29 protein-coding genes are annotated in these 25,014 nt (G+C 57.7%); 13 read left to right on the top strand and 16 right to left on the bottom strand.

The genetic code is table 11. From position 1 onward, the window contains the following. Nucleotides 1-4 precede the first annotated feature (4 nt). The 12 genes from ACRY08_RS07275 to ACRY08_RS07220 all read left to right on the top strand — a co-directional run bounded on the left by ACRY08_RS07275 (nucleotide 5) and on the right by ACRY08_RS07220 (nucleotide 13,131). A complete protein-coding gene (locus ACRY08_RS07275) occupies nucleotides 5-571 on the top strand; it encodes a TRAP transporter small permease (protein ID WP_432449242.1) in 567 nt (188 codons plus the stop codon). Then, complete coding sequence (locus ACRY08_RS07270) at nucleotides 568-1,863, top strand: TRAP transporter large permease (RefSeq protein WP_432449241.1); 1,296 nt, start codon at nucleotides 568-570, stop codon at nucleotides 1,861-1,863. Before ACRY08_RS07275 ends, ACRY08_RS07270 begins: the two co-directional genes overlap by 4 nt. After that, entirely contained in the window at nucleotides 1,863-3,746 is a 1,884-nt protein-coding gene (locus ACRY08_RS07265) for a bifunctional sugar phosphate isomerase/epimerase/4-hydroxyphenylpyruvate dioxygenase family protein (protein WP_432449240.1), read from the top strand. The genes ACRY08_RS07270 and ACRY08_RS07265 overlap by 1 nt, the downstream gene beginning before the upstream one ends. Further along, nucleotides 3,743-4,603 (top strand): shikimate dehydrogenase, encoded by an 861-nt coding sequence (locus ACRY08_RS07260; RefSeq protein WP_432449239.1) that lies wholly within the window; start codon nucleotides 3,743-3,745, stop codon nucleotides 4,601-4,603. The genes ACRY08_RS07265 and ACRY08_RS07260 overlap by 4 nt, the downstream gene beginning before the upstream one ends. Continuing rightward, nucleotides 4,600-5,424 carry a citryl-CoA lyase gene (locus ACRY08_RS07255; RefSeq protein ID WP_432449238.1) on the top strand — a complete coding sequence of 275 codons (825 nt, stop codon included), beginning with the start codon at nucleotides 4,600-4,602 and terminating at the stop codon, nucleotides 5,422-5,424. Before ACRY08_RS07260 ends, ACRY08_RS07255 begins: the two co-directional genes overlap by 4 nt. Further along, the gene (locus ACRY08_RS07250; protein WP_432449237.1) at nucleotides 5,414-6,610 is read left to right on the top strand and encodes a Gfo/Idh/MocA family protein; all 1,197 of its coding nucleotides are present in this window, start codon (nucleotides 5,414-5,416) and stop codon (nucleotides 6,608-6,610) included. Before ACRY08_RS07255 ends, ACRY08_RS07250 begins: the two co-directional genes overlap by 11 nt. Then, entirely contained in the window at nucleotides 6,600-7,265 is a 666-nt protein-coding gene (locus tag ACRY08_RS07245; protein ID WP_432449236.1) for a hypothetical protein, read from the top strand. The genes ACRY08_RS07250 and ACRY08_RS07245 overlap by 11 nt, the downstream gene beginning before the upstream one ends. Nucleotide 7,266: 1 nt before the next feature. Then, the gene (locus ACRY08_RS07240) at nucleotides 7,267-8,457 is read left to right on the top strand and encodes a Gfo/Idh/MocA family protein (RefSeq protein WP_432449235.1); all 1,191 of its coding nucleotides are present in this window, start codon (nucleotides 7,267-7,269) and stop codon (nucleotides 8,455-8,457) included. Between the two features lie 117 nt (nucleotides 8,458-8,574). Next, the gene (locus ACRY08_RS07235) at nucleotides 8,575-9,489 is read left to right on the top strand and encodes a sugar phosphate isomerase/epimerase family protein (protein ID WP_432449234.1); all 915 of its coding nucleotides are present in this window, start codon (nucleotides 8,575-8,577) and stop codon (nucleotides 9,487-9,489) included. Continuing rightward, nucleotides 9,470-10,879 carry an aldehyde dehydrogenase family protein gene (locus ACRY08_RS07230; RefSeq protein ID WP_432449233.1) on the top strand — a complete coding sequence of 470 codons (1,410 nt, stop codon included), beginning with the start codon at nucleotides 9,470-9,472 and terminating at the stop codon, nucleotides 10,877-10,879. Before ACRY08_RS07235 ends, ACRY08_RS07230 begins: the two co-directional genes overlap by 20 nt. After that, nucleotides 10,879-12,672 (top strand): thiamine pyrophosphate-binding protein, encoded by a 1,794-nt coding sequence (locus ACRY08_RS07225; RefSeq protein ID WP_432449232.1) that lies wholly within the window; start codon nucleotides 10,879-10,881, stop codon nucleotides 12,670-12,672. The genes ACRY08_RS07230 and ACRY08_RS07225 overlap by 1 nt, the downstream gene beginning before the upstream one ends. A gap of 48 nt (nucleotides 12,673-12,720) precedes the next feature. Next, nucleotides 12,721-13,131 carry a universal stress protein gene (locus ACRY08_RS07220; protein WP_432449231.1) on the top strand — a complete coding sequence of 137 codons (411 nt, stop codon included), beginning with the start codon at nucleotides 12,721-12,723 and terminating at the stop codon, nucleotides 13,129-13,131. 428 nt (nucleotides 13,132-13,559) lie between these two features. On the opposite strand, the gene ACRY08_RS07215 is transcribed toward ACRY08_RS07220, so the two are convergent. Genes ACRY08_RS07215 through ACRY08_RS07190 form a run of 6 tightly spaced genes read right to left on the bottom strand, consistent with a single transcriptional unit; the run spans nucleotide 13,560 to nucleotide 17,057 of the window. Then, entirely contained in the window at nucleotides 13,560-14,093 is a 534-nt protein-coding gene (locus ACRY08_RS07215; RefSeq protein ID WP_432449230.1) for a redoxin domain-containing protein, read from the bottom strand. Beyond that, nucleotides 14,090-14,965, bottom strand: a complete 876-nt coding sequence (locus ACRY08_RS07210) for an SPL family radical SAM protein (protein WP_432449229.1) — start codon at nucleotides 14,963-14,965, stop codon at nucleotides 14,090-14,092. The genes ACRY08_RS07215 and ACRY08_RS07210 overlap by 4 nt, the downstream gene beginning before the upstream one ends. A 56-nt stretch (nucleotides 14,966-15,021) precedes the next feature. Continuing rightward, complete coding sequence (locus tag ACRY08_RS07205) at nucleotides 15,022-15,810, bottom strand: nuclear transport factor 2 family protein (protein ID WP_432449228.1); 789 nt, start codon at nucleotides 15,808-15,810, stop codon at nucleotides 15,022-15,024. A gap of 21 nt (nucleotides 15,811-15,831) precedes the next feature. Next, entirely contained in the window at nucleotides 15,832-16,209 is a 378-nt protein-coding gene (locus ACRY08_RS07200; RefSeq protein ID WP_246934373.1) for a DoxX family protein, read from the bottom strand. A gap of 53 nt (nucleotides 16,210-16,262) precedes the next feature. Then, complete coding sequence (locus tag ACRY08_RS07195; RefSeq protein ID WP_432449227.1) at nucleotides 16,263-16,754, bottom strand: hypothetical protein; 492 nt, start codon at nucleotides 16,752-16,754, stop codon at nucleotides 16,263-16,265. Between the two features lie 3 nt (nucleotides 16,755-16,757). Next, nucleotides 16,758-17,057, bottom strand: a complete 300-nt coding sequence (locus tag ACRY08_RS07190) for a DUF2218 domain-containing protein (protein ID WP_432449226.1) — start codon at nucleotides 17,055-17,057, stop codon at nucleotides 16,758-16,760. Nucleotides 17,058-17,147: 90 nt separating this feature from the next. Between ACRY08_RS07190 and ACRY08_RS07185 the strand changes: the two genes are divergently transcribed. Then, on the top strand, nucleotides 17,148-18,026 hold the full coding sequence (locus ACRY08_RS07185) for a LysR family transcriptional regulator (protein WP_432449225.1): 879 nt from the start codon (nucleotides 17,148-17,150) through the stop codon (nucleotides 18,024-18,026). 195 nt (nucleotides 18,027-18,221) lie between these two features. Here the strand turns inward: ACRY08_RS07185 and ACRY08_RS07180 are convergent, their stop codons facing one another. The 10 genes from ACRY08_RS07180 to ACRY08_RS07135 form a co-directional block, all read right to left on the bottom strand. Further along, on the bottom strand, nucleotides 18,222-18,431 hold the full coding sequence (locus ACRY08_RS07180; RefSeq protein ID WP_432449224.1) for a hypothetical protein: 210 nt from the start codon (nucleotides 18,429-18,431) through the stop codon (nucleotides 18,222-18,224). A 64-nt stretch (nucleotides 18,432-18,495) separates the two neighbouring features. Further along, nucleotides 18,496-18,960 carry a DUF5681 domain-containing protein gene (locus ACRY08_RS07175; protein WP_432449223.1) on the bottom strand — a complete coding sequence of 155 codons (465 nt, stop codon included), beginning with the start codon at nucleotides 18,958-18,960 and terminating at the stop codon, nucleotides 18,496-18,498. A gap of 77 nt (nucleotides 18,961-19,037) precedes the next feature. Continuing rightward, on the bottom strand, nucleotides 19,038-19,475 hold the full coding sequence (locus ACRY08_RS07170) for a DNA-methyltransferase (RefSeq protein WP_432449222.1): 438 nt from the start codon (nucleotides 19,473-19,475) through the stop codon (nucleotides 19,038-19,040). Beyond that, nucleotides 19,430-19,744, bottom strand: a complete 315-nt coding sequence (locus tag ACRY08_RS07165; protein ID WP_432449221.1) for a hypothetical protein — start codon at nucleotides 19,742-19,744, stop codon at nucleotides 19,430-19,432. The genes ACRY08_RS07170 and ACRY08_RS07165 overlap by 46 nt, the downstream gene beginning before the upstream one ends. A gap of 144 nt (nucleotides 19,745-19,888) precedes the next feature. Continuing rightward, nucleotides 19,889-20,125 (bottom strand): ParB/Srx family N-terminal domain-containing protein, encoded by a 237-nt coding sequence (locus ACRY08_RS07160; RefSeq protein ID WP_432449220.1) that lies wholly within the window; start codon nucleotides 20,123-20,125, stop codon nucleotides 19,889-19,891. A 726-nt stretch (nucleotides 20,126-20,851) separates the two neighbouring features. After that, complete coding sequence (locus tag ACRY08_RS07155; RefSeq protein WP_432449219.1) at nucleotides 20,852-21,637, bottom strand: ABC transporter permease; 786 nt, start codon at nucleotides 21,635-21,637, stop codon at nucleotides 20,852-20,854. Beyond that, the gene (locus ACRY08_RS07150; RefSeq protein WP_432449218.1) at nucleotides 21,634-22,344 is read right to left on the bottom strand and encodes an ATP-binding cassette domain-containing protein; all 711 of its coding nucleotides are present in this window, start codon (nucleotides 22,342-22,344) and stop codon (nucleotides 21,634-21,636) included. Before ACRY08_RS07150 ends, ACRY08_RS07155 begins: the two co-directional genes overlap by 4 nt. Further along, nucleotides 22,341-22,775: a hypothetical protein gene (locus ACRY08_RS07145; RefSeq protein ID WP_432449217.1), complete on the bottom strand. Its 435-nt coding sequence runs from the start codon at nucleotides 22,773-22,775 to the stop codon at nucleotides 22,341-22,343. Before ACRY08_RS07145 ends, ACRY08_RS07150 begins: the two co-directional genes overlap by 4 nt. A 10-nt stretch (nucleotides 22,776-22,785) precedes the next feature. Continuing rightward, nucleotides 22,786-23,754 (bottom strand): YVTN family beta-propeller repeat protein, encoded by a 969-nt coding sequence (locus ACRY08_RS07140; protein WP_432449216.1) that lies wholly within the window; start codon nucleotides 23,752-23,754, stop codon nucleotides 22,786-22,788. Between the two features lie 4 nt (nucleotides 23,755-23,758). Continuing rightward, a complete protein-coding gene (locus ACRY08_RS07135) occupies nucleotides 23,759-24,934 on the bottom strand; it encodes an ABC transporter substrate-binding protein (protein WP_432449215.1) in 1,176 nt (391 codons plus the stop codon). Between the last annotated feature and the right edge of the window lie 80 nt (nucleotides 24,935-25,014).

Raw genomic sequence — 25,014 nt, 5'->3', positions numbered from 1 at the left:
GACTATGGAGAAAGCATTCAAGTGGTTCTCCCGTCTTGCAGAAGCGATTGCTGGCGGCATGCTGGCAGCAATCTTCCTGACCTTTCTTCTACAGATCGCACTGAGATACCTGTTCACGCCCGCCGGATGGACGTTGGAGCTGATCGGCATCCTGTGGGTCTGGGTGATCTTCTTCAGCTGCGCCTTTGTGGTGCGCGAGCAAGATCAAGTGAAATTCGACATCATCTATCTGTCGGTCAGCAGACCGGTTCGTAAGGTCTTTGCGCTTCTCTCGGCTGTCGCACTGGTTGTTGGGATGCTCTACACGCTTCTTCCGACACTGGATTACATTGACTGGATGAAAATCCGAAAGACCTCGACTGTGCGCAACCCGTTTACGGGAAACAAAATACCGCTGCGCGATGTCTTCTCGATCTACGGCGTTTTCATCGTTGCAATCGCAGTACGTTATGCATGGCAGTTCGTTGATACGCTCCGGAACGGGCCACCCAAAACCGAACTGGAACTGGCCGTTGAGGCCCTTCACGAAGCTGAAGCTGCACAGACTTCCCAAGAGGATGCAAACAAATGAGCTTTGAGCTGATTTCCCTTCTTGTCACTCTCTTTTTTCTGGCAGGGATTGGCACGCCGATTGGCTATTCGATCTTGCTGGCGTCTGTCGTTTATCTGGGTGTCGCGGGCCTTGACGTCGCCTTGGCGGGCGAAAAAATCCTGCAAGGCTTCTATCGCAGCACCATCCTTTTGGCCGTGCCGCTGTTTATCGTCGCCGCCAATATCATGAATGCCGGGTCGATCACCGACCGGCTTCTGAACTTCTGTGTTGCCGCCGTAGGGCGTTTCAAAGGCGGCCTTGGACACGTGAATGTCGTGGCGTCTCTTATCTTCTCGGGCATGTCAGGGTCTGCGGTTGCGGATGCGGCCGGTATTGGCAAGATCATTATCGAAATGATGACCAAGGGCGGCCGCTATCCGCGCGGCTATGCGGCGGCGATCACAGCCGCCACGGCCACGATCGGCCCGATCATTCCTCCGTCGATCCCCATGGTGCTCTATGCCCTTGTTTCCAAGGCATCCATCGGATCGTTGTTCCTTGCTGGCATCTTGCCCGGCTTGATCATGGGTGCCGTGCTGATGGGCATCAACGGCTATCTTGCCCGCAAGCGTGACTTCGCGCTGGAAGAGCCGGTTCCGCTGAGCGAACTGCCGCGGAAAACCGCAAATGCGTTCCCCGCACTTCTGATGCCCGCCATTCTGCTTTACGGCATTTACGGGGGCGTCACGACGCCAACGGAAGCTGCTGCTGTTGCTGCATTCTATGCGCTGATGCTGGCTTTGATGTTTTACCGCGCCATTTCACTGGGCAAGCTCTATCAGGTGTTTGTTGATAGCGCCCGGTCGTCAGCATCCGTCGGGATCGTCATCGGCGGCGCGTTCATCCTGAACTTCATTGTGATCCAGGAACAGATTCCACAGGCGATCTCGGCCTTGTTGGAAGGTGCGGATATCAGCCCGATCATGTTTCTGATCATGGTGAATGTTCTGATCCTGCTGCTGGGGTGCGTGCTGGACGCGACCACGATCATCCTGGTGATCGTCCCGCTGTTCATCCCAACCTGCGAGGCTTTGGGCATCGACCTTGTTCACTTCGGTGTGCTGGTGGTGGTGAATTCGATGATCGGGTTGATCACGCCGCCCTATGGGATCCTGCTCTTCGTGATCAACGCGGTAACCGACATCCCGCTGCGCGAAATCATCTCTGAAATCTGGGCCTTCCTGATTGTGCTGGTTCTGGCGCTGATTGCGATGATGCTGCTGCCCGATATGATCCTGTGGCTGCCGAGGCTCTTTGGATACCAAGGCTAATGTCACTTGCCATTTCGACCACGTCGATCCCCGGTGATCTAGAGGAAAAACTCTCGGTCATCGCGGATGCGGGTTTCACCGCCGTGGAACTTCACGAGCCGGATTTCACGGGGTTTCACGGGACCGCTGAAGACGTTGCGCAAATGGCGCAGGGGCTTGGGCTTTCGATCAACCTTTTGAAACCTTTCAACGATCTTGAGGGATGGGAGGGCGCGGATCGCAAACGCGCTTTTGACCGGCTTGAACGCAAGTTCGACCTGATGGGCGCATTGGGAACAGAGATGCTGCTGATCGGCGCCTCCGGCCGGGAAGGGTCGATGGATCAGGCGGCAACAGACCTTGCCGAGGCTGCCGAAATTGCGAAAGCGCGTGGGATGCGGCTTGCCTATCTGGCACTGCCTTGGGCGGGGTCTGTTCAGACCGACGCGCAAGCGCTGGAGCTGATCCAGCAGATCGACAGCCCCAATCTGGGTCTTGCGCTGAACAGCTACTTCTCGCTCGCGGATGGCGCAAAGCCCGCCCAGTTGCGCGATCTTCCGGGCGAGCGTGTGTTCCATGTTCAGCTGTCCGATGCACCGCGCACGCAAGGGGCCATTCGCAGCCTAAAGCGGCATTTCGGCATGTTGCCGGGGCTGGGATCTCTGAACCTTGCAGGCTTTGTGAAGGTGCTGTCGCGGGCTGGCTATACCGGTGCCTGGTCGGTCGCACGGGTGAACGAGCACAGCCCGCGCCCCGGTGGGCGCACCTTGGCGCAAGATGGCTATCGGGCGCTTGTGAACCTGCTGGACGAGGTATCCCGCAGCGATCCCGATCTGCGCTTCGACATCCCCGACCTTCCGCCGCGGGTTTACAGCTCGGGCTTTGAGTTTATCGAGTTCGCGGCGGATGCCACCAGCGGCAAGGAGCTGACCGATTTACTGTCTGCCATGTGCTTTCGAATGGAACGCAAACACGTCTCAAAATCGGTCGAGCTGTGGCGGCAGGGCGCAATCAACATCGTTGTGAACACCGAGAAAGAGGGCTTCGCGCATTCCGCCTTTATTGGTCACGGCCCGTCGGTCTGTGACATGGGATTGCGGGTGAAAGACGCAGGCCAAACCGTCGCGCGCGCAACCGCGCTTGGCACGCCAGAGTTCTCGCAACCTGTGGGCACGGGCGAGCTGGACATTCCGGCGATCCGCGGTGTCGGCGGCAATGTCGTGCATTTCATCGACGAGAAATCCGACCTGCACCGGGTCTGGGATATTGAGTTCGAACCCGTCGCCAAAACCGAAGCCACCCAACCGGCGGGTCTGCGCCGCGTCGACCACGTGGCCCAGACCATGCGTTACGAGGAGATGCAAAGCTGGCTTTTGTACTACACTTCGACCTTCGAGATGGCGAAATCGCCCATTGTCGATGTGGCAGACCCGGCAGGCGTGGTGCATAGCCAAGCCATTGAAAGCCCGGAAGGTGAAGTGCGTCTGAACCTGAACGGTGCGGAAGGCCATCGCACCTTTGCGGCTTCGTTCCTTGCGGATAAATTCGGGGCAGGGGTGCAGCATATCGCCTTTCTGAGCGATGACATTTTTGAGACCTCTGCGCAGCTTCAGGCGCATGGATTTCCGAGGTTGGAGATGTCGCCCAACTACTACGACGATCTGCAGGCGCAATTCGGGCTGGAGGACGATCTGGTTGCGCGTCTGCGCGACGGAAACATCCTTTATGACCAGCAAGGGGACACCGCCTATTTCCAGATTTACAGCCAGCCGATCTTTCAGGGCTTCTTCTTCGAGATCGTCCAGCGCAGCCGCGCCTATGCAGGCTATGGGGCACGCAACGCGTCGGCCCGTCTGGCGGCACAGATGAAACACCAACGACCAACAGGGATACCGCGCACATGAAAGCCGCGCTGATTGGACAGAATATCGGGGCATCTCTGACCCCGGACATGCATATGGCCGAGGCAAAAGCTCAGGGCTTTTCGTATGAATATTGCCGGTTTGATACCGCAAAAGCGCCTTATGACACGATGCCCTTGAAGGACATCCTGCATCGGGCCGAGGCGGACGGTATGGTCGGTGTGAACGTGACACATCCGTTCAAACTGGAGGCCGCCGGGTTGATGCACGCGCGCTCCGAGACCGCAGAGGCGTTGGGTGCTGTGAACACCGTCCTGTTCGAAGGCGGGCGCTGGGTTGGTCACAACACCGACTATGTCGGGTTTCGCTCGGCGCTGCGCGGCGCGATGCCGATGGCCTCAATCGCGAAGGTTTTGCTGGTTGGGGCAGGGGGCGCGGGCGGTGCTGTTGCGCTTGCCCTGATTGATCAGGGGTGCGGCACGCTTTGCATTACAGACACCTGCATCGACCGTGCCAAGGCCCTTGCCTTGCGGTTGAAATCTGCGCGTCCGCGCGCGCAAATTCAGGTCGCGCGAAGCTTTGAAGACGCGGGTCCCACCAGCCTGAGCGGTGTGATCAACGCAACGCCTGTCGGGATGGATGCTCATCCGGGCATGGCCTTTGATCCCGGTCATCTCGCGGCGGCTTGCTGGGTTGCTGACATCATCTATTTCCCGCGTCGCACCGCGCTGCTGGAGCGCGCGACGTCGCGCCGGCTTCGCACGATGGACGGATCCGGCATGGCGATTTTTCAGGCTGCTGCAGCCTTTCATCTGATGACCGGGAAAACCGCTTCACCCGACCGCATGACCGAACACTTCAGACATCTTGTGTCTCAGGAACGGAAGGAATTGGCATGACAAGCGACCGTTCAGATGCAGACGCCATTCGCCATTGGTGGCGCACGTCGATCATCGACATGGAGCCGGGTAAGATCGCGTTCCGCGGCCACCACATTCAGGACCTGATCGGCAATGTGTCCTTTCCCCAGATGATCTGGCTGATGGTGCGTGGAGATATGCCAAGTGCCGACGAAGCCGCCCTGTTCGAGGCCGCGTTGGTGGCCGGTGTGGATCACGGACCGCAAGCGCCTTCAATTGCCGCCGCACGTATGGCGGCGACCTGTGGTGTCGGGCTGAACAATGCGATGGCGACGGCTGTGAACATGCTGGGTGACGTGCATGGGGGTGCGGGCGAACAATGCGCCGAGCTTTACTATGGCATCTCGGACAATCTGCGCGAGGGGCAGGGGCTGAATGAGGCTGTCACAAGCGGGCTGGACGATTGGCGCGCACAGTACGGCAAGATTGTCTCGGGCTTTGGCCACAGGTTCCACAAGCCCGTCGATCCACGCGCCCCGCGGCTGATGCAGTTGGTACGCGAGGCAGCCGCCAAGGGGACTGTCTCTGGCCGGTTTGCGGATATCGGCGAAGAGGTACAGGCCGAACTTGGCCGCCAGCGTGGCGGGCGCCCGATCGCGATGAATATCGACGGCGCGACCGCAGTGATCTTTTGCGAACTTGGCTTCCCTGCGCCTCTGTCGCGCGGGCTGTTTTGCCTGTCCAGGTCCGTCGGCGTGCTGTCCCATGCCTGGGAGCAAATGAACCAGGGCGGTCGGAACAAAGGTCCGATGCCGCCCAGCTATTTACCACTTTATGAAGCGAAAGAAGATGACCGGTGAGACACCGAAAACCTTCCGGGTCGGCCTTGTTGGATGTGGCCGTATAAGTGACATCTATCTGACAACACTTGCGAAATTCTCTGAAGTCGAGGTCGTGGCCTGCGCCAGTCTTGATCTGGAGGAAAGCCGGGCAAAAGCGGCGCAACACGGGATCGCGCGCGCCTGTCTGGTGGACGAGGTGATCGCCGACCCCCAGATCGACTGCATCCTCAACCTGACCATTCCGGCAGCCCATGCCGACATCACGCGGCGGGCGCTTTTGGCAGGCAAGCATGTCTATTCGGAGAAACCCTTCGTGACGGATTTGGATGAGGGGCGAGAGTTGCTCGCCTTGGCCGAGGCGCGCGGGCTGAAGTTGGGCAACGCGCCTGACACGTTTCTGGGCGGGCGCTGGCAAACCGTGCGACGCCTGATCGACGAAGGCGCGATTGGGCGTCCGACCGGGGTGTTTGCGCACGTGGGGACGCATGGCACGGAACGGCACCACCCGAACCCGGACTTTTACTATCAGGCAGGGGGCGGGCCGCTTCTTGACCTTGGCCCCTACTACCTGACTGCCATGGTGTTCTGCCTTGGCCCCATCGCACGTGTGGCGGGCATGGCGAACCGTGCTTTCACGCAGCGCCAGATCGAAAATGGTCCCCGCAATGGCGAGTGGATGGAGGTTCAGGTCGACACCCATTCCCTTAGCCTGATCGAGTTTGAAACCGGGGCGATCGGATCCATGACCATGAGCTTCGATATCTGGGACAGCGAAACCCCGCGCTTCGAGGTTTATGGCGAGGACGGCGTGATCTCGATCCCCGATCCCGATCCGGTTCATGGAGCGAATGACTTCCACGGTCCGGTCTGGCTGCGCACGCGCGAGACCTCGCGCTGGTCACACCAACCCCGCCCCACGGGGCGTAACGATTGGCAAGTGGTCGAGAACCACCACGGCTTCAACGAAAACAGCCGGGGTCTGGGTCTGCTCGATCTTGCTTTGGCCGTGCGCGACGACCGGCCGGTCCGGGCAAGCGGCGAGTTGTCCTTCCATGTGTTCGAGGTGATGGACGCCATCGCTCGTGCCCCGCACGAAGGGCTTTACCAGAGTATCGCCAGCACGTGCCCCGTGCCCGAACCGCTGCCCCAAGCCTTCCCCGCCAGTGAAACCAACTCGACACAAGAGGCCGCCAATGCCCATTGAACACGTCACCATCGCCGAGCCGTTTTTCGGCATGTGCCACGTCACGGATGAGACCGAGTATGCCGTTACCGACCGCGCGATTGTGGTGAACGTCTCTGATCGCCCTATGCGCATCGAGGATCAGACCCTCGCCCCGCTGCAATCGGCGATTTTTGCCAATGTCACCTTGCATGACGTGGACCGCGCCATCGTGGTGGACCGTTTCGATGCCCATACCGACGACGCCACCCTTTGCGCGGAGGTGCGCAAGGCTTGGCCAACGGCTTTCGAGCTGCGCGGCGAAGAGCGGCTGCGTGGTGTCGAGCACTACATGTCGCCCAAGGTCTTTGTCGGCAATATCGGCCTGACCATGTATCATTCGGCCTCGGTGCCGCTGAATGTCGGCCTGCACAAAGACCATCCGTTTTGCCCGGTGCCGGGCTTTCGCGAGGTGCACACCCAGATCGTTGGGTTTGGCAAAATGCAGCAATGCCGCGAACGTGATCCCGCCACGCTGTATCTGGAAGAACCAATGGCGCCGGGCATGACCCATCGCCCGATGTATGACGACCAGGGCAACTATCCCTGGCACCAATATGAAACGACCACGCCCAGCATCTTCATGGCGCTGGAAATCCTGCCCGAGGGGGCAGAGATTCCGAAACTAGGAGGATAAAATGACCGAGAGACTTCTGCCTGAAAACTTGGATTTCTACGGGCCGTTCCCGGCTCTGTCGCGTCGCTTGCGACTTGGTGTTGTTGGCGGGGGGCGCATCTCGGCCACGCAGGCCACCGCAGCCCGGATGACCGACTGCTGGGAAGTGGTCGCTGGTGCGCTGTCGTCCGATCCCGAGCGGGCAAAGGCGCGCGGGGCTGAGTGGTATATGGACCCGGACCGCAGCTATGCGTCGTTCGAAGACATGGCGCGGATCGAGGCCGCCCGCCCGGATGGGGTAGACGCGGTGATGATCACCACGCCGAACAATCTGCATTTTCCAGCCGCCAAAGCGTTTCTGGACGCAGGCATTGATGTCATCTGCGACAAGCCTCTGACCAACGAGGTGGACGAGGCCACAGCGCTGATCGACCTGACCGCGCAATCCGGGCAAGTGTTCGGTGTTGGTTATGTCATGTCCTGTTTTCCGATGATCCGTCAGGCGCGCGAAATCGTGGCCCAAGGGCGCATTGGCAAGATCAACCAGATCCATGTGGAGTTCCTTCAGGACTGGATGACCCCTGATGACGTAGCCGACGCCCCGCATGTGCAATGGCGGCTCGATCCGAAAATTTCGGGTCCGACAAGCTGTGTGGGTGACATCGGTACGCACGCGGCCCATCTGGCGAGCTTTGTCTCGGGTCTGGACATGACCGACCTGCGCGCCGAGTTCCATGTTTGCGGCGCACCGAAGCCGCTTGAAGACACGGTGTTCATGTTCACGCGGTATCAAGATGATGTGCCGGGCACGCTGATGGCCACGCGCCTTGCGCCGGGCAATCGCGGCGGATTGCGGCTTCGGATCTACGGGTCCGAGGGTGGTCTGGAATGGGATCTGGAGCACCCCGAACAGCTGAAATTCTATCGCTATGGTGAAGCGGATCAGGTGATCAGCCGGGGTCATGGTCACGGTGTCAGCGCAGCCACGGAACGTCTGGTGCGCACGGGGCGTGGCTTTCCAGAGGGGTTCATCGAGGCTTGGGCCAATCTCTACACCGAGTTCGCCATGGCGGTGGCGGCGCGGCGTGATGGGGTGGACCTTCCCGACGGCTGGGTGAGCTTCCCAAAAGTGGCCGAGGGAGCCGCCGGGGTGCAGTTCATAGCGGCCTCGGTGCGGTCGAATGAGCAAGGCGGAGCGTGGGTCGCGATCTGACCCCGCTGAGCAGAGGGACCGGTACGAAATCAGTAATTGATATTATCCAAAATATCAGATATTTTAGATTGCGTAGGATAAACCTGCGACTCGCTGATTTCGTCCGGAGCCCATTTCATGCCCGACACTGCCCAACAGGCCGATGAGACTCCTCTGTATTCATTGGCGCATCTGACCCTGATCGGGGCCTCGCCGCCCGAGCTGGTCTATATTGCTGCGCGTGCGGGTTATGACGCCGTCAGCCCGCGTTTCATCCCGATGAAGGTCCCGGGGGAGTTCACGGAAGCTCCGGTGGACAAGGCGCAGGTGCAGGCAACCAAAACGGCATTGGCTTCGACGGGATTGAAGGTGCTGGACGTGGAACTGGCCCGCATCACCGAGGACGTGGACCCCCGCAGTTTCGAACGTGCGCTGGAATTAGGCGGCGAATTGGGGGCCAAGCGCATGATCATGTCGGCCTGGACGCCGACCCGAGACGACCGCAACTTCCTTGTCGACGTCTATGGCGAGACCTGCGATCTGGCCGCGCCTTACGGCATATCCGTTGATCTTGAGTTCCCGTCATTTTCCCGCCTGCGCACTTTGGACGAGACGCTGGACATCGTGCGGGCTGCGGACCGCCCCAATGGCGGCATTCTGGTGGATACACTTTATCTGCATCTCAGCCGTGTCGATCTGGGCGAGCTTTTGCACGTTCCATCTGAGCTTTTTCACTTCCTGCATATCTCGGACTGCCTGCCCGGTATCGCGGACACCCGTGAGGGGATGATCCAGCTGGCCCGCGACGCACGGCTTTACCCCGGCGAAGGCTGGATTGATTTTGCGGGCATCATCGAACGGATGCCGCCGGTGGATTATTCCATCGAATTGCCCAACCAGAGCCGCGTTGCGGAACTGGGATACGAAGAACATGCGCGGCGTTGCCTGCAACACGCGAAACGAACTTTCGGTGAGGCGCGCTCTCAGCGCCGGATGCCGGACACTGCTACTCTCCAACACAATGAGGATCATCATGAGCAAAGAGCTCACTGACGCGGACCGCCAGCTGGCGGCCGACATGCTGGCGCGTGCGCGCGCGGCCATGGCTGAAATCGAAGACTGGTCACAAGATGACCTGAACCGCCTGTCTCAGGCCATCGCGTGGTATGCGGGTAACGAGAAAACCTTCACCCGTCTGGCCGAACAGGGCGTGGATGAAAGCGGCATTGGCGACCGCGCTGGGCGCCCTGCCAAACGTTTCAAGATTCAAATGGTGCTGCGTGATGTGTTGCGTACGCCGTCGACCGGTGTGGTAGAGGTGGACGAAGAAAAGGGACTGGTGAAATACGCCAAGCCGGCTGGTGTCATTGCCTCGCTTATCCCGATGACCAACCCGGCGATGACGCCGCCGGTGACCGGGGTGTCTTCGGCGAATGCGCGCAATGCGGTGATCTTTTCCCCCCACCCGCGCACGGCCCAGACCACATGGGAAATGACCGAGGTGATGCGCGCCGCTTGCCGTGCTGTTGGCGCGCCTGAGGATTTGTTTCAGGCGATCCGAAAGCCGTCGATCCCGCTGACCCAGCACCTGATGGAGATCTGCGACCTGACGCTGGCCACCGGCGGCAAACCGATGGTGAAAGCGGCCTATAGCTCGGGCCGTCCTGCCTATGGTGTGGGCGCGGGCAATTCGTCGATTGTGATCGACGAGACCGCCGATCTGGACATCGCTGCGATGAACACCCGCATCTCGAAAACCTCGGATTTCGGTTCTGGCTGTTCGGCGGATGGAAATATCATCATCCAGAAATCGATCTATGACGATATGGTCAAGGCGCTGGAGGCCGAAGGCGGCTATCTGTGCTCGCACGAAGAAAAGGCGTTGCTTGAGGCTGCGATGTGGGACGAAAAGGGAAACCGCACTTTCCCGACCATCGCCTGCCGTCCGCAGCAAACTGCTGAGGTTGCTGGGTTCAAAATCCCCGAAGATCGCAAGTTCCTGATGGTGGAAAACCAAGGCCGGATCGGGCCAGAGCACAAGTTCTCGAAAGAGAAGCTGACCACGTTGATGGCGCTGTATCACTTCGAGACCTTCGATGATGCGCTCGACACAGTTAGCCAAATCTACGCCACGGGCGGCAAGGGCCATTCCTGCGGCATCTATTCGCATAATGACGAAAACATCGACCGACTGGCCCGTCTGGCTCCGGTCAGCCGCATGATGGTGCGTCAGCCGCAATCCAAGGCCAATGCAGGTGCCTGGACCAACGGCATGCCGATGACCAGTTCGCTGGGATGCGGCATCTGGGGTGGCAATATCACCAATGAAAACGTCACCATGAAACACATGATGAACTACACATGGGTCTCGCGGCCCATCGCTGAAGATCGCCCCTCGGAAGAAGAGCTGTTTGGCGAGTTCTATGGACAGGAGGTCGCGTGATGGATGGATCGAAACTCGATGGCAAAACGGTTGCCGAACATATCGTCGATTTTCTGCAACGGCGCGAGGTCGAGCACGTGTTTGGCCTGTGCGGGCACACCAATATCGCGGTTCTGGCGGCGCTGGCAGACAGCCCGATTGACTTCGTCACCGTGCGCCATGAACAGATCGCCAGCCACGCGGCGGACGCTTATGCGCGCGTGACGGGCAAGGCCTCGGTGGTATTGTCACATCTCTCTCCTGGGTTGACAAATTGTGCCACCGGGGTCGCAAATGCGGCGCTTGATTGTATCCCGATGGTGGTGATCGCGGGTGACATTCCGTCCCACTATTATGGCAAACACCCGCACCAAGAGGTCAACCTGCACGCCGATGCCGCCCAGTGGGAAATCTATCGCCCCTTTGTGAAACGCGCCTGGCGCGTGGATAGGGCGGACCTGATGGCCGAGATTCTGGAAAAGGCATTCCATTTGGCCGAAAGCGGTCAACCCGGTCCGGTTCTGGTCAATGTGCCGATGGACATCTTCTCGGAAGTGATCCCGTCGGACACGTTTGACCGCATCTTGGACAACACCCGTGCATTGAAGAAACCGTCGATTGACGATGAAACTGCACGCGAGATTGTCGAGAAACTGGCACAGGCCGACAGCCCCGTGGCCTATGTGGGCGGTGGTATCCTTCTGGCACAGGCCAGCGAAGAGCTGCGCGAGTTTGTCGAGCATATGGGACTGCCGGTCGCGCATTCCCTGATGGGCAAGGGCGCGCTGCGCGATGATCACCCGCTGGTCATGGGTATGACCGGGTTCTGGGGCACCGAATTGGTGAACCAGTCTTGCCTGAACGCCGATTATGTTTTCGCCGTGGGGACGCGGTTTAAAGAGGCGGACTGCTCCAGCTGGTATCCCGGCTACACGTTCAATATTGGCGGCAAGGACGACACAACCAAGGTCATCCATATCGATATCGAACCGCAGGAAATCGGACGCAACTATCCGACTGAAATCGGCGTGGTGGCAGATGCGAAAGCTGCGTTGCGCGTTCTAACCCGTGTCGCGAAAGAGATGTATCCCGATGGCTTCCCGCGGGCCGAAAAGAAGGCCGAGATTGCCGACTTCCGTACCAAGTTCAAGGCGTCAAACACCGAGATGCAGACCTCGTCTGCCTTCCCGATGATGCCCGAACGGATTCTGGCCGATGCCCGCAAGGCGCTGCCGGAAGATGCGATCATCACCACGGATGTGGGCTGGAATAAAAACGGGGTGGGGCAGCAGTTCGATATCCTGACCTCCGGCTCGATCCTGACCCCCGGCGGCTTTGCGACCATGGGCTTTGGTCCTCCCGCGACGATTGGGGCCAAGCTGGCCGCACCGGATCGTGTGGTGATCAGCCTTGTGGGGGATGGCGGCTTTGGCCAGAACCCATCCATGCTGGCCACGGCGGTCGAGCTGGATCTGGGCATCATCTGGCTGGTGATGAACAACAACGCCTTCGGCACCATCGCGGGGCTGCAGAAAGCCCACTATGGGCTGACCTATGGCACGACCTTCCCCGGCACCGCCGCCGCGCCCACCAACGGGCCGGGCTATGCCGAGATCGCGCAGGCCTATGGCGCCGTCGGTGTGCGGATTACGTCTGCGGACGAGCTGCTTCCCGCAATCGAGGCGGCGATTGGCAGCGGAAAGCCCACGGTGCTGGACGTTCCGATGATCAACAATCCGACACCCACGACAGGGCATTGGAATATCCTTGATATCTATTCGCCGGACAAAGATGTGTCCCACGTCGCCACCTGAAACCAACCGCCGGGGCCACGCGCCCCGGCCCTTCATTGGGGGATCACCATGTTCAATACCATCCTCGTTCCTGTCGCTTTGAACCATACCGAAATGCTCGAGCGGAAACTGGACGCCGCCCGCCATTTGCGTGGTACCGAAGGCCGTATCATCGCCGTGTCCGTGATCGAGGACATCCCCGCCTATGTCGCGGAATATGCCATGGTGAAACCTGACCGGCAGAAGCTGGTTCAAGAAATCAGAAATGCCTTCGCGCATGCCTTGGCAGGTCATGATGATGTGGAACGCGTGACGCTTGCAGGCAAGCCCGGCGTGGTGATCGCGAACTACGCCGAAGAGATTGGCGCAGACCTGATCGTCACAGCCGCCAGCCGCCCTGGAAGTGAAGGCTATGCGCTTGGCTCAACCGCTTCACGACTGGCAAGACGGGCGCCATGCTCGGTGATGGTGATTAGGTGACCCGAAAGCGTGTTTGCTGTTTGATATGGTTTGATTGTGACTTTGTGAGGCGTTGGAGTGGCGCGCAGAATTCTGACAGCGATATTTCGCTGGCCATTTGAGCACGCGAGCGCGGCAAAGAAAGGTTACTACCTCAATCGGTGTTGTTGGTAGCGTAAGTGCACAGCCAGGCTCAGAAAATTTCTAACAAGGGAATAGATGATCCCCCTTAGCTACTCATCCCAAAGAAGATTGATGATGATTGGCCAGGAAGTGCAACCCCGTCCGCGATGCTGACTTTGGTTGCCATCAATAAGCAGACGTAACGAATGTCCGCAATGCGGGTTGCGGTCGGGGCATTCGATCACCCTGTTTAAGGTCACCTTTGGGACGGAAGCTGCCGTTCACCCAGCACTTGTGAACGGCAGCAATTCCATCTCGAGGCCGAACTACGTCAACAATCCTCTGATTGGATAGTTGTGTTCTGGGTTTCGGATGAACTCCAGCCCGCCGACAAGTGTTTCCAGATGCGGGCGCACGAACGGGCCGTTGGAAATATCAGTCACTTGCAGCGTGCCATCACCATTGATGATGAAAAGCCCGGGTTCTGCGAATGGTCGCGGGCTTTCGGCATCCGAACGTGGTTCGGAAATATACAATCCCAGCGATTTCATTTGCGCGACTGACAGATCATACCCAATCGTCAGATCGACCCCCAGTTTGGCGATATGGGGTTCTGCGCGGTCCAGGCTGTCGGCAGAAACTGCAGCGACGTCAATGCCGATCCCATTCAGGCGCGGAATGAGTGGTTCCAGCTCTTGTAGATAACGGCTGCAATAGGGGCAGTGTTTCCCGCGATAGACGACAACCATTTGCCAATCATGGGAGCCTGACGGCTTCCCAAGGCTGAGGTCTCCACCGCCCAAACGGGCAGTTTTCAAAACTGGGAAGGTCTCCCCTGCGGCGAGTTTCATTGCGGTCATGATGTTTCCTTCAGGTCTTGATCACTGACGTGATGAACGATTTCGTTGAAGCGAAGTTCGAGGCCATTGTTGGCCAGCGCTTCGCGGATCACGGGTTCCAGCGTGTCGCGATATTCGAATTTCTGCGAATTGGCATAGACGGCCTGTATGTCGGCGGGTTGATCCTTGAGGAATTCGCGCAAACGTGGCCGCACATAGGATGGCAAGTTCAGGTATTCGACTTTTATCTCTGTCGCGCCCGCGGCGCGAATACCCGCGAACAACTCATCAATCAGTTCTGGTCGCAGGTACATGTGTGGCAGGAACGGCCCGACAAAGACGTAGGATTTTATCCCGGCATCCGTCAGTTTGCGCAGTGCCTCAAGTCGTGCGTGGGCCAATGGGGCCATCGCATCCAGCTGTCTGCTCAACATATCGTCTGAGGTGGTGATGCTCAGGCCAACCTCTGCGTATTTGATCTGTTTCAGCGTCTCCAGATCGTCCAGAACGTTTGGCGATTTGGTCAGGATGCTGACACGCCCCTGATAGTCATGTTCCGCAAAGACCTTCAGAATACCGCGTGTCAGACGATATTTGCGTTCCACCCCTTGATAGGGATCGGTCACTGTACTGATGGCGATGCGTGGATGTGGGTCTTTCTTGAGCAGCCGATGGATTTGCTTTTCCATCAACTCGACAGCGTTGGTTTTCACATAAACGTAGTTGCCCCAGTTGCCGTTACTCTCGCCCACGAAACGCCCCATGAAACTGGCAAAGCAGTACATACAGGCGAACTGGCAACCAGTGTAAGGATTGATCACGTAATCCGCACTCGGCACTTTGGTACTGCCGATGATGGATTTAGCTGTGGTTTCATGAATTTGAAGCGCCATGTCTCGACCCCTACTGTGTGACAACGCGCAACCCCCTTTCAGGGGCCGCGCCTTGTTTAGAATTTGCCGGAGTTGTTCCAGGTTTCTTTCGGCCCAATCTTTTCCTGAACATCCCAGTGCTCGACGATCTTGCCGCCCTTGAGCCTGAACAGATCAAAGAATGCCCAGTCATCACCGCCCTGTTTCACATGGCTATAGATCACGACAAAGTTGCCTTGCCCCAACAAGTGATGAACCTTGAGGTATTGCGCGGCTTGACCACTCTCCATCACTTGCTTGAGGTGCTTGCCAAAACCCTCCAGCCCATCGCCCACTTCGGGGTTGTGCTGGTCGTATTGTTCGGTCGAGATGTAGTCGGTCACCAGATCAGCGCGCCCGCCCATCAGCACGTTGTCGATAAATCCCTGTACGACAGCTTTGTTGGCCTCGGTCAGCTCGAGGTCTTCGATTTCGGTCGGGCCATCGACCATTGTGCGACCAGAAACGGTTGGCCATTTATATTCGGCGATGACGTCCCAATGCTCGACGATCTTGCCGTTTTCGTCAGTATCGAAGATGTCCGCCGTGACCCACTGCGCTTCACCGTTGCCAAGGTTCTGATAGGCGTGGCAGAAGACAAAACTACCGTCTTCAATTGTGCGCAAAACCTGAATGTCGCGGATCGGATTGCGTTCTAGAAATGGCGTGAAGAACTCAATGAACCCCTCCTTCCCATCGCGCACACCAGTCGAGTGCTGGGTGTAGCGGTCGCCGGTGTATTTATCCAAGGCTTCGACCATGTTGCCGTCGCGGATGCCTTCCAGATATAGGCCTTTTGCGTTCGAGACGCGGATGCTGTCTGTCATATTCTTTCTCCAATGTTGGATTTAGATGAGCCCCAAGAACCCGAGCAAGGCTGCCCGCCCTGACCATGCAACGATGGCGGACAAGGTGCCTGTGATCATCGCAGGAACACCCTCTTTCCAAGTGTCCCAAATCAGATGACATCCGATTGCACCGACCGAAGTCCCAAGGAGTGCCAGCGCACCCAGGGTGCCGATCCACGACCCCTGGAACCAAATGGCAATCGCGCCAAACAGCTCAACCACGCCAGTCAAAGCCATGATCTGGCGGTTCAGACCATATTTGATGAACATTGCCAGCTGGGTCTCAAAGATCATCTTTTGCCAACCGAAAATCTTGATTGAACTGGCGAACAGGAAGAAGGCAGATAAGAGGCCAATAAAGATGGTGATTAGGGTCATGTGGGAGTTCCGTTTTGAGGGTGCTGGCCCCGTTCTGGAGCCAGCAATTTGCGTTATTGAAGGTTGACAACCACCTTGTTGCCCGGCGTGAAATCGGCGCCTTCGCCAAAGGCCACGACGAGACGGCCAGTTGTTGTGACGGCAACGGTTGCGCCATCAGCAATCGCAGCTGTGGAGGCGTCGGCGTTGATGCTAGCTGAGGCCGGGCCTGCACCGGTGAAGGTGTAGTAGTAGCGATCAAAGCGCTCGGCTGGCATCGGGTTGTTGGCAGGCTTGGCCGTTTCACTGACCGTCATGGTCAGTGTGGACATATCCTCTGCCACGTCGATCTCGTAGAAATTGACGAAGTTCGGGATTTCGATATCTGCGCTCACCGTCGCTGCCTGATTGGCGTAGACATCGGCGCTGAAGGCGATGGTCGAAATCTCGTTGCCGCCGTTCATTTGCGGGTCTTGGAAAGTGTTCGCAACGGTAAACATGGTGTCGGCAGAAGCGGCACCCGCCGTCAGGGCCACCGCTGCGGCCAGAATTGATTTGTGAAACATCTGTTAGTCCTTTGTTTGATGCGCGGCGCGGTGCCACGTCAGGATTGCGTTCTCACGAAAGGCGATGCGTTCTATCCATCCACCAAACACCTCTTCCATTCGGTCGATGTGATCCGGGCAGGATTGGATGCGCGCCGCGAGGCCATCGCCGCTCGCGATAAAGTCGCAAGTTCCGATTGGCAGCGTTACATGCGCCTGGTCCGATTTGGCTTGAACAGGCACGCGTTTTGAAAAATGCGCGCAAAGCTGTTTGAGATACTCAGCGCCATGCTTCGTTCCGAATTGGCTGGTGGATATGATCATCGGGCGTCCTTTCGTGAGAACAAACTAGCCATTCCCGCGCCTTTCAATAATATGAACATTAGTGAAATCATTATTCAGTTAGGATGAAAGATGATTGATGACCTGCGCGCGATGGCAATCTTCGCGACCGTTGCCGAAACCGGCAGCTTCTCAGCGGCGGGGCGGCAGTTGCGGCTGGCGACATCCGGGATCAGCCAGCATGTGACCAAGCTTGAGGACCGGCTGGGCGTCACGTTGTTCTACCGATCCACGCGGTCGCTCTCGCTCACGAACGAGGGCAAACGTTTGCTGGAGCATGCCCAACGCATGATGACTGCCGCAGAAGATGGGCTGAACAGTATCGTCGACATCAGCAGTGAGCCCGCGGGCGCGCTGACCATTACTCTACCGGCTTTCATGGCGGGCAGCAGCTATGAGCATGCCATCTGGAGTTTCACCCGGCAGCATCAGGCTGTCGCAGTCACGATCAAGTATCTAGACCGCAATTTCGACCTGGTTGCCGAGGGGATCGACCTTGCCCTGCGCATGGGTGAACTACCGGATTCGGCTCTCCGATCACGCCGCTTGGGTAGCTTCGGTCGCAAACTCGTCTGCGCACCATCGTATCTGCAAACGCTTCCTCCGATACGGTCGCCAGATGACCTCAAGAACGCGGACTTCGTGGCCATGGAGGGGTTGCTGGAACAAATTGTGCTGCTGAAAGACGGAGAAGAAAAGGTGCTGCACACGGGCCGCGGGCGTGTTCTTGTGGATAATTTCGCAGCATTGCGATCCGCTCTCTGCGCCGGATTGGGCATTCAACGGCTACCGGCCTTGGTCGCTGACACAGACCTGAAGTCCGGCGCGCTTGTCGAGATACTACCCGATTGGAAGATCCCCGATCTAGGCACCTACGGCGTCTGGCCAGACACCAGCCGCCGCAGTTCTCTCACTCGACTGTTGATAGATTACATTGTCGCCGAGACCTGACCATGTGTTTGAGGCGATGCCAGCCTGAAATCATGTAAGCGGCCATTGGTTCATTGTGCAGCATCCGGAACAATGGGCTCTTTGCAGCCATTCGCCGCGCTTTCTAGATTGGAACGCAAGGCCATCCTAAGCGGCCATTTGGATTGTTGCTGCAATTGTAACTACCAGCCCGTAGCCGCAGAGATTTGTCTGCGGCTACGGGTTGTGAATTGGATATCTCGCTAAAACCCGATCGCCACCAGCGGCCGATCGAGCATGCTGAGCATCTTTTTGGGCTTGTACTTTGTCATCTTGAAGGAGTGCGCGGATGCCTTCGTCCTCTTCGGTTTCCAAATCATTGCCGATCTCAACAAGCTCTTGCGCCCATATGGCCCTTTGTGCTTGCCATTTTTCAAGCTCGACCACGTCCTCTTTGATCGTCGGGCCCTGTATTCGGGCTTCGCCGGTTTTGAAGTCAATGATGACCTGATCAGGGTGGGGCAGGGGGGGCTGGTAAATCTGTGATCCCCATGTCTTTCCTGCGTTGCAACTCTTCGTTCCACTCGATCTTGTAAGCGATCGCTGTCTGAACCCACTCATCTGCCAACTGCTTGTTCTCACGCTCCGTTGCACCCAGAAGCTCGGCAAACAATCTTTGAGACCTGTGCTGACCCTTAACGGCATTGACCGCAAGCGCCCTTACAACGGCCTGCGCCATTGGTACGGTCACGTTGCGGTTTCCGTCGCGCACAGTGATGTCACGATAGGCTTCGTCCAGAATGATCCCTTTAAGGCGCTCTTCATTTAGCTTGGGTTGCTTGTTTTTCGACCCACGTGGTCGCCCGTTTGGATTGCCTGAGCGTCCTGGTTGGAACTGGTTCGCTACCTGCGGTTTTCGGTAACCGACCTCATAGCTCACATCAGGTGTGGGCTGGGGTAAGTTTCGCTTCTTCATTCAGCAGCCTCCACGATCCGATCCTGCCGTGGCCAACCGCACACCAGTTGTTCTGCATCGTCCCTGGCGTAGGTCTCTCAACGGGCGAGGGTGCGATCACAGTAAACTGGGTCAAGTTCACAGAGATAACCGCGCCGCCCAGTCTTCTCTGCAGCAATCAATGTCGATCCAGACCCGCCAAAGATATCCAGCACGATGTCGCCACGCCCGGACACGTCGCGGATCGCATCAGCGATCATCTGCACGGGTTTCACCGTCGGGTGCATGGCCAGTTCTTCCATGCGTCCCGTGCGGCGACTATTGGCACCTCGGTATTCCCAGACGTTGGTGCGATAGCGCCCGTTTTGACCCAGCTCGAAGTTGTTTAGATGCGGTGCCGTTCCGCTCTTGAAGACGAATATCAACTCATGGCGGGAACGGTAGAAACTGCCCATGCCACCATTGTCTTTGGCCCAAACGATCGGGTTCTTCATCTCACTATAGACAGCGCCACCCGCGTCCAGCAATTCAGACATGTGGCGCCAGTCCATGCAGAGATAATGGATCGATCCATCAACACTGTGATCTGCAAGGTTCCGCAACCCTGCCTCAGGAAGCCGGTGAACTCGGCCGAGCTCATCTCTCCGGATGCCATTGCAAACTCTCTGTGCTGGATCTTGCCCGAGTTGCCGACATGGCCATCGATCGGCACATTGTAGGGCGGGTCACTGAACACCATCCGAGCTTGTTCGCCCCCCATCAGGGTAGAGACCACCTGGGTGTTCAGCGCATCACCGCAAGCCAAGCGATGGCGTCCAAGTTGCCAGATGTCCCCCGGTTGCACTCGGGCAGGTATGGCAGAAGGCAGTACGTCTTCTGCCGGGTCACCAGCCTCCATTGAGCGCAAGCTTGTTGTCGGTCAACACGTAAGCGCGCTTCTCGTCCTCAGTCATATAATCCAGACGAAGACAGGCACGTCGGTCCAACCGAGCAGCTTCGCGCCCTCAACCCGACCATGGCCCGCAAGTATCGTTCGTCGCTCATCGATGAGCACTGGATTGGTGAAGCCAAAGGTCTCGATGCTATTGGCAATTTGGCGCACCTGTTTCTTCGAGTGTGTTCGGGCATTCTTTGCCCATGGTTCAAGATCGCGGATGGCGATCTGTTCTACCCTTGTCTGGGTCATATAGACCTCCTGCTTCTGCTCACCTGTCGATCGGCGCAAGACGCGCCGAAAACAAAAAAGGACGCCCGTGCCAACACGGCCATCCTCCTTGGGCTAATTTACCCAACATGAACATTTGAAATTTGCAAGGGCGGCCAAACTAAGATCCACACCAACCCAACCGCCGATCTAATGGCAGTCAGAAGTAAGCATGGTTCTTGCCGGCATTCGTTTGTTTCGCACCAAACATCACATTCTCTCCCTGTTCAGGATTAGATGTTCCCTGATTTTGAACGGACAATTCCCTGTAAACAGGAAATTCAGACCGAGACGCGATAGCTCAAGACTGTTTGCACAGCCAACCACTTTCCTGTTTTCAGACGCTGAGAGTTTACCGCGCGAATGTCACGTGTTTTCGAGTGCTTGGCGGACGGGGATTTCAAGAGAGACGCGGATAAGAGCAAGAACCGGGCGGATTTAAGGGCGCAGTCTCTGTTTGCGATTCCGGCGGTACGAGTTTGTGGATTTTTGGGTGTTCTGTTTCAGAACGATGCGAACTGATCGCGCTTTTCACCCGTGGCTATGCCGTCAAGAACATCGGGCGCGAGCAACGCCGGGTTGGTTACATCCCGCTTGCGACGCTTCGAGACGCAATCGGAGACAGAGAGCTCGGAGAAGGTTTTCCCTGCAGTAACCATGCGTCAGCATCGGAGAAGACCATCTTAGGGAAAACTCGACAATCTGTTCCTAGCTAACTTTTACCTTTGAAAACGGTCTCTTTGGGTCATATCCGAACAGGCTCAGAACGAAGAATCCAATGGTGCATACACAAACCCAAAACAACGTCATGAGTTCGAGCCGCAGATAAAGCGCGAAACGGATCAGCTCGACCGCGTATGTGAACGGGTTCCAAACCACCACTGACGCGATGTAAGGCGCGTTTTCCTGCATCTGCCAAAGGGGATAAAGCGCGGTGGACAGGAAGAACATCGGGAAGATGACGAAGTTCATCACCCCAGCGAAGTTCTGGAGCCGGCGGATCATGGCGGACAGGAACAGCCCCATGGCGCCCAACATCAGCCCGACAAGGAACAGGGCAGGCAATACTGCAAGATAACCGCCCCACTGCATGCGGATATCGAAGACCCAAGCGATGGCCAGAAAAACGACGCATTGCAGAACAGATACAAAGGCGCTGGCAAGAAGCTTGGCAAATAATATCCACCAGCGCGGCACAGGTGCGGTCAGAAGCAGCCGCATTGACCCCATTTCTCGGTCGTAGACCATCGAAAGCGAGGACTGCATGGCGTTGAAAAGTACGATCATCGCGCAGAGGCCGGGGACGATATAGGTCTCATACCGGATGTAGGTTTCATAGGGGGGGATGATCGACAGGCCCAGTGCTGCACGAAACCCTGCGCCGAAAATGAATAGCCAGACCAAGGGCCGAACAAGTGCCGCAAGAAACCGTTCGCGCTGGTGCAGGAAGCGCAAGAGCTCGCGCAAGATGATGGCTTTGAGACATGTCATCATAGCTGCGGTCTTTCATGGCCTGCATAGTGTCGCGACAGCTCTTCAGCGCCTCCAAGTTCTGCAAATCCGCCGCGGCTTACGATCTGACCGGATTGTAAAACGATCACGTCGTCTTCCGGCCAAAGCTCGTCAAGAAGGTGGGTAATCCAAAGGACGGTCACACCCTGAGCACTCATCGCATGAACAGCCTCAACGATGGCGTGTTTGGAGGCGGGATCAAGCCCGGTTGTGGGCTCATCAAGCAGCAGGATCTTGGGGCTGGGCAAAAGCGCGCGTGCAATTTCCAATCGGCGACGGTGCCCGCCATTCAAGTCGCGCACCGAGCTTTTTTCACGCCCTTCTAGGCCAAACTGTGCCAGAAGCGCCCCGATCCGGTCAGCCGGGTTCTTCATCCCATGCAGCCCCGCGAAATAACGCAAGTTCTGGGCAACCGAGAGTTCCAGGTCCACGGCCGATTGCTGGAACACCATGCCGACGTCACGCAAGCCCGCGCGTGATTTCAACATGGACTGCCCCATCACCCGCACGTCGCCGCGATCCGGCAGCAAAAGGCCCGCGATCAGGTTGAAGATCGTCGATTTTCCAGCGCCATTGGGTCCCAGAAGAGCAGTGAATGACCCCTCGTCCAGCCGCAGAGAAAACTGCGACAGCACCGTGCGGGGTCCATAGCTAAGGCCCACATTTTCCAGGATAATGGCGTCTGTCATTCAATCTCGATCTGTATCGCTTGGCTTTCACCTGTGCTGCCTGGAATGCGCAGCTCGTATGTGCCGGGTTTGATTGCAACGAAGCCGATTTCCATCGTGCCGGCGTCATCAAACTCGATCGAATGCAGCGCATAAGGGCGGATTTCCAACCCTTCGATGACAACTTCGTCGACCCAGATGGCGCGGAAGAAATCATTCCCGGCAAGACCGATTTCGCCCGACCCATCTGCGGTGAACTCGACCTCGTAGTACTTGCCGGATTTCAGCTCCCACGGAGCGTCAGAAAGCGGTTCCCCAACGGACAGGATAACCTCGGGCAGGTCAATCTTGTTGGAGCCTGACAAAAGCCCGGCCATGCCCAGATCGTCATCGTTGTCTGCGAACGCGGTGTTTGCGGCGAGAAGACTGGCGAGAAGAATTGCGTGTTTCATTTCTTGATCCTCAACTGGTCGGGCGGGCCACCGCGCCCCAAGGGAAGCGGCCCACTTTGATGGATTTGATGGCTTTGTTGGTGGCAAGGTCGATGACGCTGACGTCGCCCGACACACCATTGGTGGTGAACAGTTTTGTGCCGTCAGGCGAAAACGCCATGTGCCAGACGCGGCGCCCCACAAGAACATAGTCCAGCACTTCGTAGGTTGCGGTATCGACCACGGCGACGTGGTTGGACGGGCCAAGCGCGACATAGGCAAGGCTGTTATCTGCGTTTAGCTCGACCCCAACGGGCTGAACCTTGTCGGGGTGAACGCCGGTGATCTCGAATTCAATTCTGGCGATTTGGCTTTGATCGGATGTGTTGAATACGGCCACTGTCCCACCGATTTCCGAGCTGACCCAAAGCTTCGAGCCATCGGCTGTGAATTCGGCGTGGCGCGGGCGGGCGTCAACCAATGTGTTGGCGTAGATGCTGTTGGTTTCCGTGTCGATCCAATGCGCCATATTGGTGGTTTCAGACGTCGTGATGGTCGTCTTTCCATCCGGGCTGACCGCCATGCCTTCGGGCTCAACGCCCACATTGATCTGCGCGATCACGTGATGGGTTTCGGTGTCCACAACCGTGGTCACAGCATCATCTTCATTGGCGATATACAGCAGCTTACCGTTCGGGTGCAGCGCGAATTGTTCGGGATCTTCGCCGGAGGGCAGATCGTGAATGATCTTGCCCGCCTCGACATCCAGCACCTGAACCGAGTCCGAATCCGAGGCGCAGATGTAAAGATACTTGAAGTCGTTCGAGAACAGGATGCCGCGCGGACGTTCGCCAACCTCATATTCTTTGACGACTTCCAGTGTATCCACATCGATCACGGATACCGTGTCGCTTTTTTCATTCGAGACCCAGATTTCATCGCTCAGGGCCGCGGCGGGTATGAGGGCGATCAACGCCGCCAGACAGGTGTTCCGTTTCATAGCTCTATTCTCCGAATGCTGTGCATTGGCTTTCCGGCGTATCAGCGCCAAGGCTGTCCAACTCGTTTCTGGCGTGCAGGAACCCCTCAAGCGGGGCCATCGCGACCAGAGCCGAGGCATGGGTCAGACCGATGGGTTGGCGCATCTGACCGTTCCATTTGCGGAAGGACAGGGGACGCCCCTTGAACCCGGCCAGTTCAATTCCGTCCAAAAGGAAGGCGCGAATGCCGTCGATTTCTGCGAAATCTGTCCTGAGATGGGCTTCGTCCACAGCGCGCAATGCGGCCCATGCAGCATAGTCGACATCTTGCATGCTGCGCCCGGCCAGATCGTGGAAGCGGCTTTGCAGCTGGGCAGCCCCCCATTGTTCGTTCACCCGGTCCCAGCCTGTGGCGCGCAAACCGTCTCCGCCCAGAATTGGGCGGGCAAGCCAAGTGTTATAGGCAAGGTAGCGCGCGAAATCATTGTGTTCATCCGCAACGAACAACACGTCATAATCGCCAAGCTTTTGCGTCAGCAGCGGCACTTCGGCACCCGCCTGCCTGCGCAGATCGCCGTCCAGAACCCAAGGTTCTTCTGTGGCAAAGCGCATCCCGAACTTCTTTGATGCCTTGCGCAGGGCTTGGGCGAACTTGGCATCCTCGGCGGCATTGCCGGTTACAAGCGCCATCTTGTCCCAGCGCTTCTTCAAGACGAACTGCATCAGCGCATCGGCACGCATCGCGTGGCTCGGCAAGCTGTGTAAAAGCGTAGCGCGGCAGTTTTCACCCCGCAAACTGTCATCATAGGACCGGACGTTGAAGAAAAGTCGCGCTTCGGTCCCATCCACAAGGCTGGTCATTTCCTCGGCGCTCATATCGAGCAGCACATAGGGCGCGTCGCTGTCGTGCAATGCTGCGCGCGCGGCCCCCAGATCGCCTTCGGCCAGATCGACGGTTTCCATGACGAACTGGTATCCCATGAAGCCACCCGTCGTGTTGTTGTCAGCAACGGCCAAATAGGCGCCCGCAAGGCCGAGGTCTTCGGGGATTGGATCTAGATTCGACAAGACAGGGCGCTCTGGCGTGGCAATCCTGAGGTAAAGCACGTCAATGTCGCGCTTGTTGTCCGCAGCGCCCGCAATGTTTGCGAGCAAACCAACAACCAGCATGACGACAAATGAATTCAGCAATCCAGTCATCTGATCCTCCCTAACAAGAGAGTGTCTATGATTGCTAGACGTTCGAGTAGTTGGACAAAGGTCGAATAGTGCGACCGCAG

Source organism: Aliiroseovarius marinus (assembly GCF_050881025.1).
Taxonomy (GTDB): domain Bacteria; phylum Pseudomonadota; class Alphaproteobacteria; order Rhodobacterales; family Rhodobacteraceae; genus Aliiroseovarius; species Aliiroseovarius marinus_A.
Note: the sequence above shows the minus strand (reverse complement) of the source record. Positions and strands in the feature narration are given on the sequence as shown.

What these genes read in the sequence shown, in the direction of transcription:
- ACRY08_RS07160 (WP_432449220.1), bottom strand. Translation starts at nt 20,125, where the DNA reads ATGACCCAGACAAGGGTAGAACAGATCGCCATCCGCGATCTTGAACCA.
- ACRY08_RS07245 (WP_432449236.1), top strand. Translation starts at nt 6,600, where the DNA reads ATGCCCATTGAACACGTCACCATCGCCGAGCCGTTTTTCGGCATGTGC.
- ACRY08_RS07140 (WP_432449216.1), bottom strand. Translation starts at nt 23,754, where the DNA reads ATGAAACGGAACACCTGTCTGGCGGCGTTGATCGCCCTCATACCCGCC.
- ACRY08_RS07155 (WP_432449219.1), bottom strand. Translation starts at nt 21,637, where the DNA reads ATGATGACATGTCTCAAAGCCATCATCTTGCGCGAGCTCTTGCGCTTC.
- ACRY08_RS07185 (WP_432449225.1), top strand. Translation starts at nt 17,148, where the DNA reads ATGATTGATGACCTGCGCGCGATGGCAATCTTCGCGACCGTTGCCGAA.
- ACRY08_RS07265 (WP_432449240.1), top strand. Translation starts at nt 1,863, where the DNA reads ATGTCACTTGCCATTTCGACCACGTCGATCCCCGGTGATCTAGAGGAA.
- ACRY08_RS07195 (WP_432449227.1), bottom strand. Translation starts at nt 16,754, where the DNA reads ATGTTTCACAAATCAATTCTGGCCGCAGCGGTGGCCCTGACGGCGGGT.
- ACRY08_RS07240 (WP_432449235.1), top strand. Translation starts at nt 7,267, where the DNA reads ATGACCGAGAGACTTCTGCCTGAAAACTTGGATTTCTACGGGCCGTTC.
- ACRY08_RS07235 (WP_432449234.1), top strand. Translation starts at nt 8,575, where the DNA reads ATGCCCGACACTGCCCAACAGGCCGATGAGACTCCTCTGTATTCATTG.
- ACRY08_RS07135 (WP_432449215.1), bottom strand. Translation starts at nt 24,934, where the DNA reads ATGACTGGATTGCTGAATTCATTTGTCGTCATGCTGGTTGTTGGTTTG.
- ACRY08_RS07170 (WP_432449222.1), bottom strand. Translation starts at nt 19,475, where the DNA reads ATGTCTGAATTGCTGGACGCGGGTGGCGCTGTCTATAGTGAGATGAAG.
- ACRY08_RS07145 (WP_432449217.1), bottom strand. Translation starts at nt 22,775, where the DNA reads ATGAAACACGCAATTCTTCTCGCCAGTCTTCTCGCCGCAAACACCGCG.
- ACRY08_RS07270 (WP_432449241.1), top strand. Translation starts at nt 568, where the DNA reads ATGAGCTTTGAGCTGATTTCCCTTCTTGTCACTCTCTTTTTTCTGGCA.
- ACRY08_RS07250 (WP_432449237.1), top strand. Translation starts at nt 5,414, where the DNA reads ATGACCGGTGAGACACCGAAAACCTTCCGGGTCGGCCTTGTTGGATGT.
- ACRY08_RS07260 (WP_432449239.1), top strand. Translation starts at nt 3,743, where the DNA reads ATGAAAGCCGCGCTGATTGGACAGAATATCGGGGCATCTCTGACCCCG.
- ACRY08_RS07205 (WP_432449228.1), bottom strand. Translation starts at nt 15,810, where the DNA reads ATGACAGACAGCATCCGCGTCTCGAACGCAAAAGGCCTATATCTGGAA.
- ACRY08_RS07200 (WP_246934373.1), bottom strand. Translation starts at nt 16,209, where the DNA reads ATGACCCTAATCACCATCTTTATTGGCCTCTTATCTGCCTTCTTCCTG.
- ACRY08_RS07255 (WP_432449238.1), top strand. Translation starts at nt 4,600, where the DNA reads ATGACAAGCGACCGTTCAGATGCAGACGCCATTCGCCATTGGTGGCGC.
- ACRY08_RS07175 (WP_432449223.1), bottom strand. Translation starts at nt 18,960, where the DNA reads ATGAAGAAGCGAAACTTACCCCAGCCCACACCTGATGTGAGCTATGAG.
- ACRY08_RS07225 (WP_432449232.1), top strand. Translation starts at nt 10,879, where the DNA reads ATGGATGGATCGAAACTCGATGGCAAAACGGTTGCCGAACATATCGTC.
- ACRY08_RS07190 (WP_432449226.1), bottom strand. Translation starts at nt 17,057, where the DNA reads ATGATCATATCCACCAGCCAATTCGGAACGAAGCATGGCGCTGAGTAT.
- ACRY08_RS07150 (WP_432449218.1), bottom strand. Translation starts at nt 22,344, where the DNA reads ATGACAGACGCCATTATCCTGGAAAATGTGGGCCTTAGCTATGGACCC.
- ACRY08_RS07275 (WP_432449242.1), top strand. Translation starts at nt 5, where the DNA reads ATGGAGAAAGCATTCAAGTGGTTCTCCCGTCTTGCAGAAGCGATTGCT.
- ACRY08_RS07215 (WP_432449230.1), bottom strand. Translation starts at nt 14,093, where the DNA reads ATGACCGCAATGAAACTCGCCGCAGGGGAGACCTTCCCAGTTTTGAAA.
- ACRY08_RS07230 (WP_432449233.1), top strand. Translation starts at nt 9,470, where the DNA reads ATGAGCAAAGAGCTCACTGACGCGGACCGCCAGCTGGCGGCCGACATG.
- ACRY08_RS07210 (WP_432449229.1), bottom strand. Translation starts at nt 14,965, where the DNA reads ATGGCGCTTCAAATTCATGAAACCACAGCTAAATCCATCATCGGCAGT.
- ACRY08_RS07220 (WP_432449231.1), top strand. Translation starts at nt 12,721, where the DNA reads ATGTTCAATACCATCCTCGTTCCTGTCGCTTTGAACCATACCGAAATG.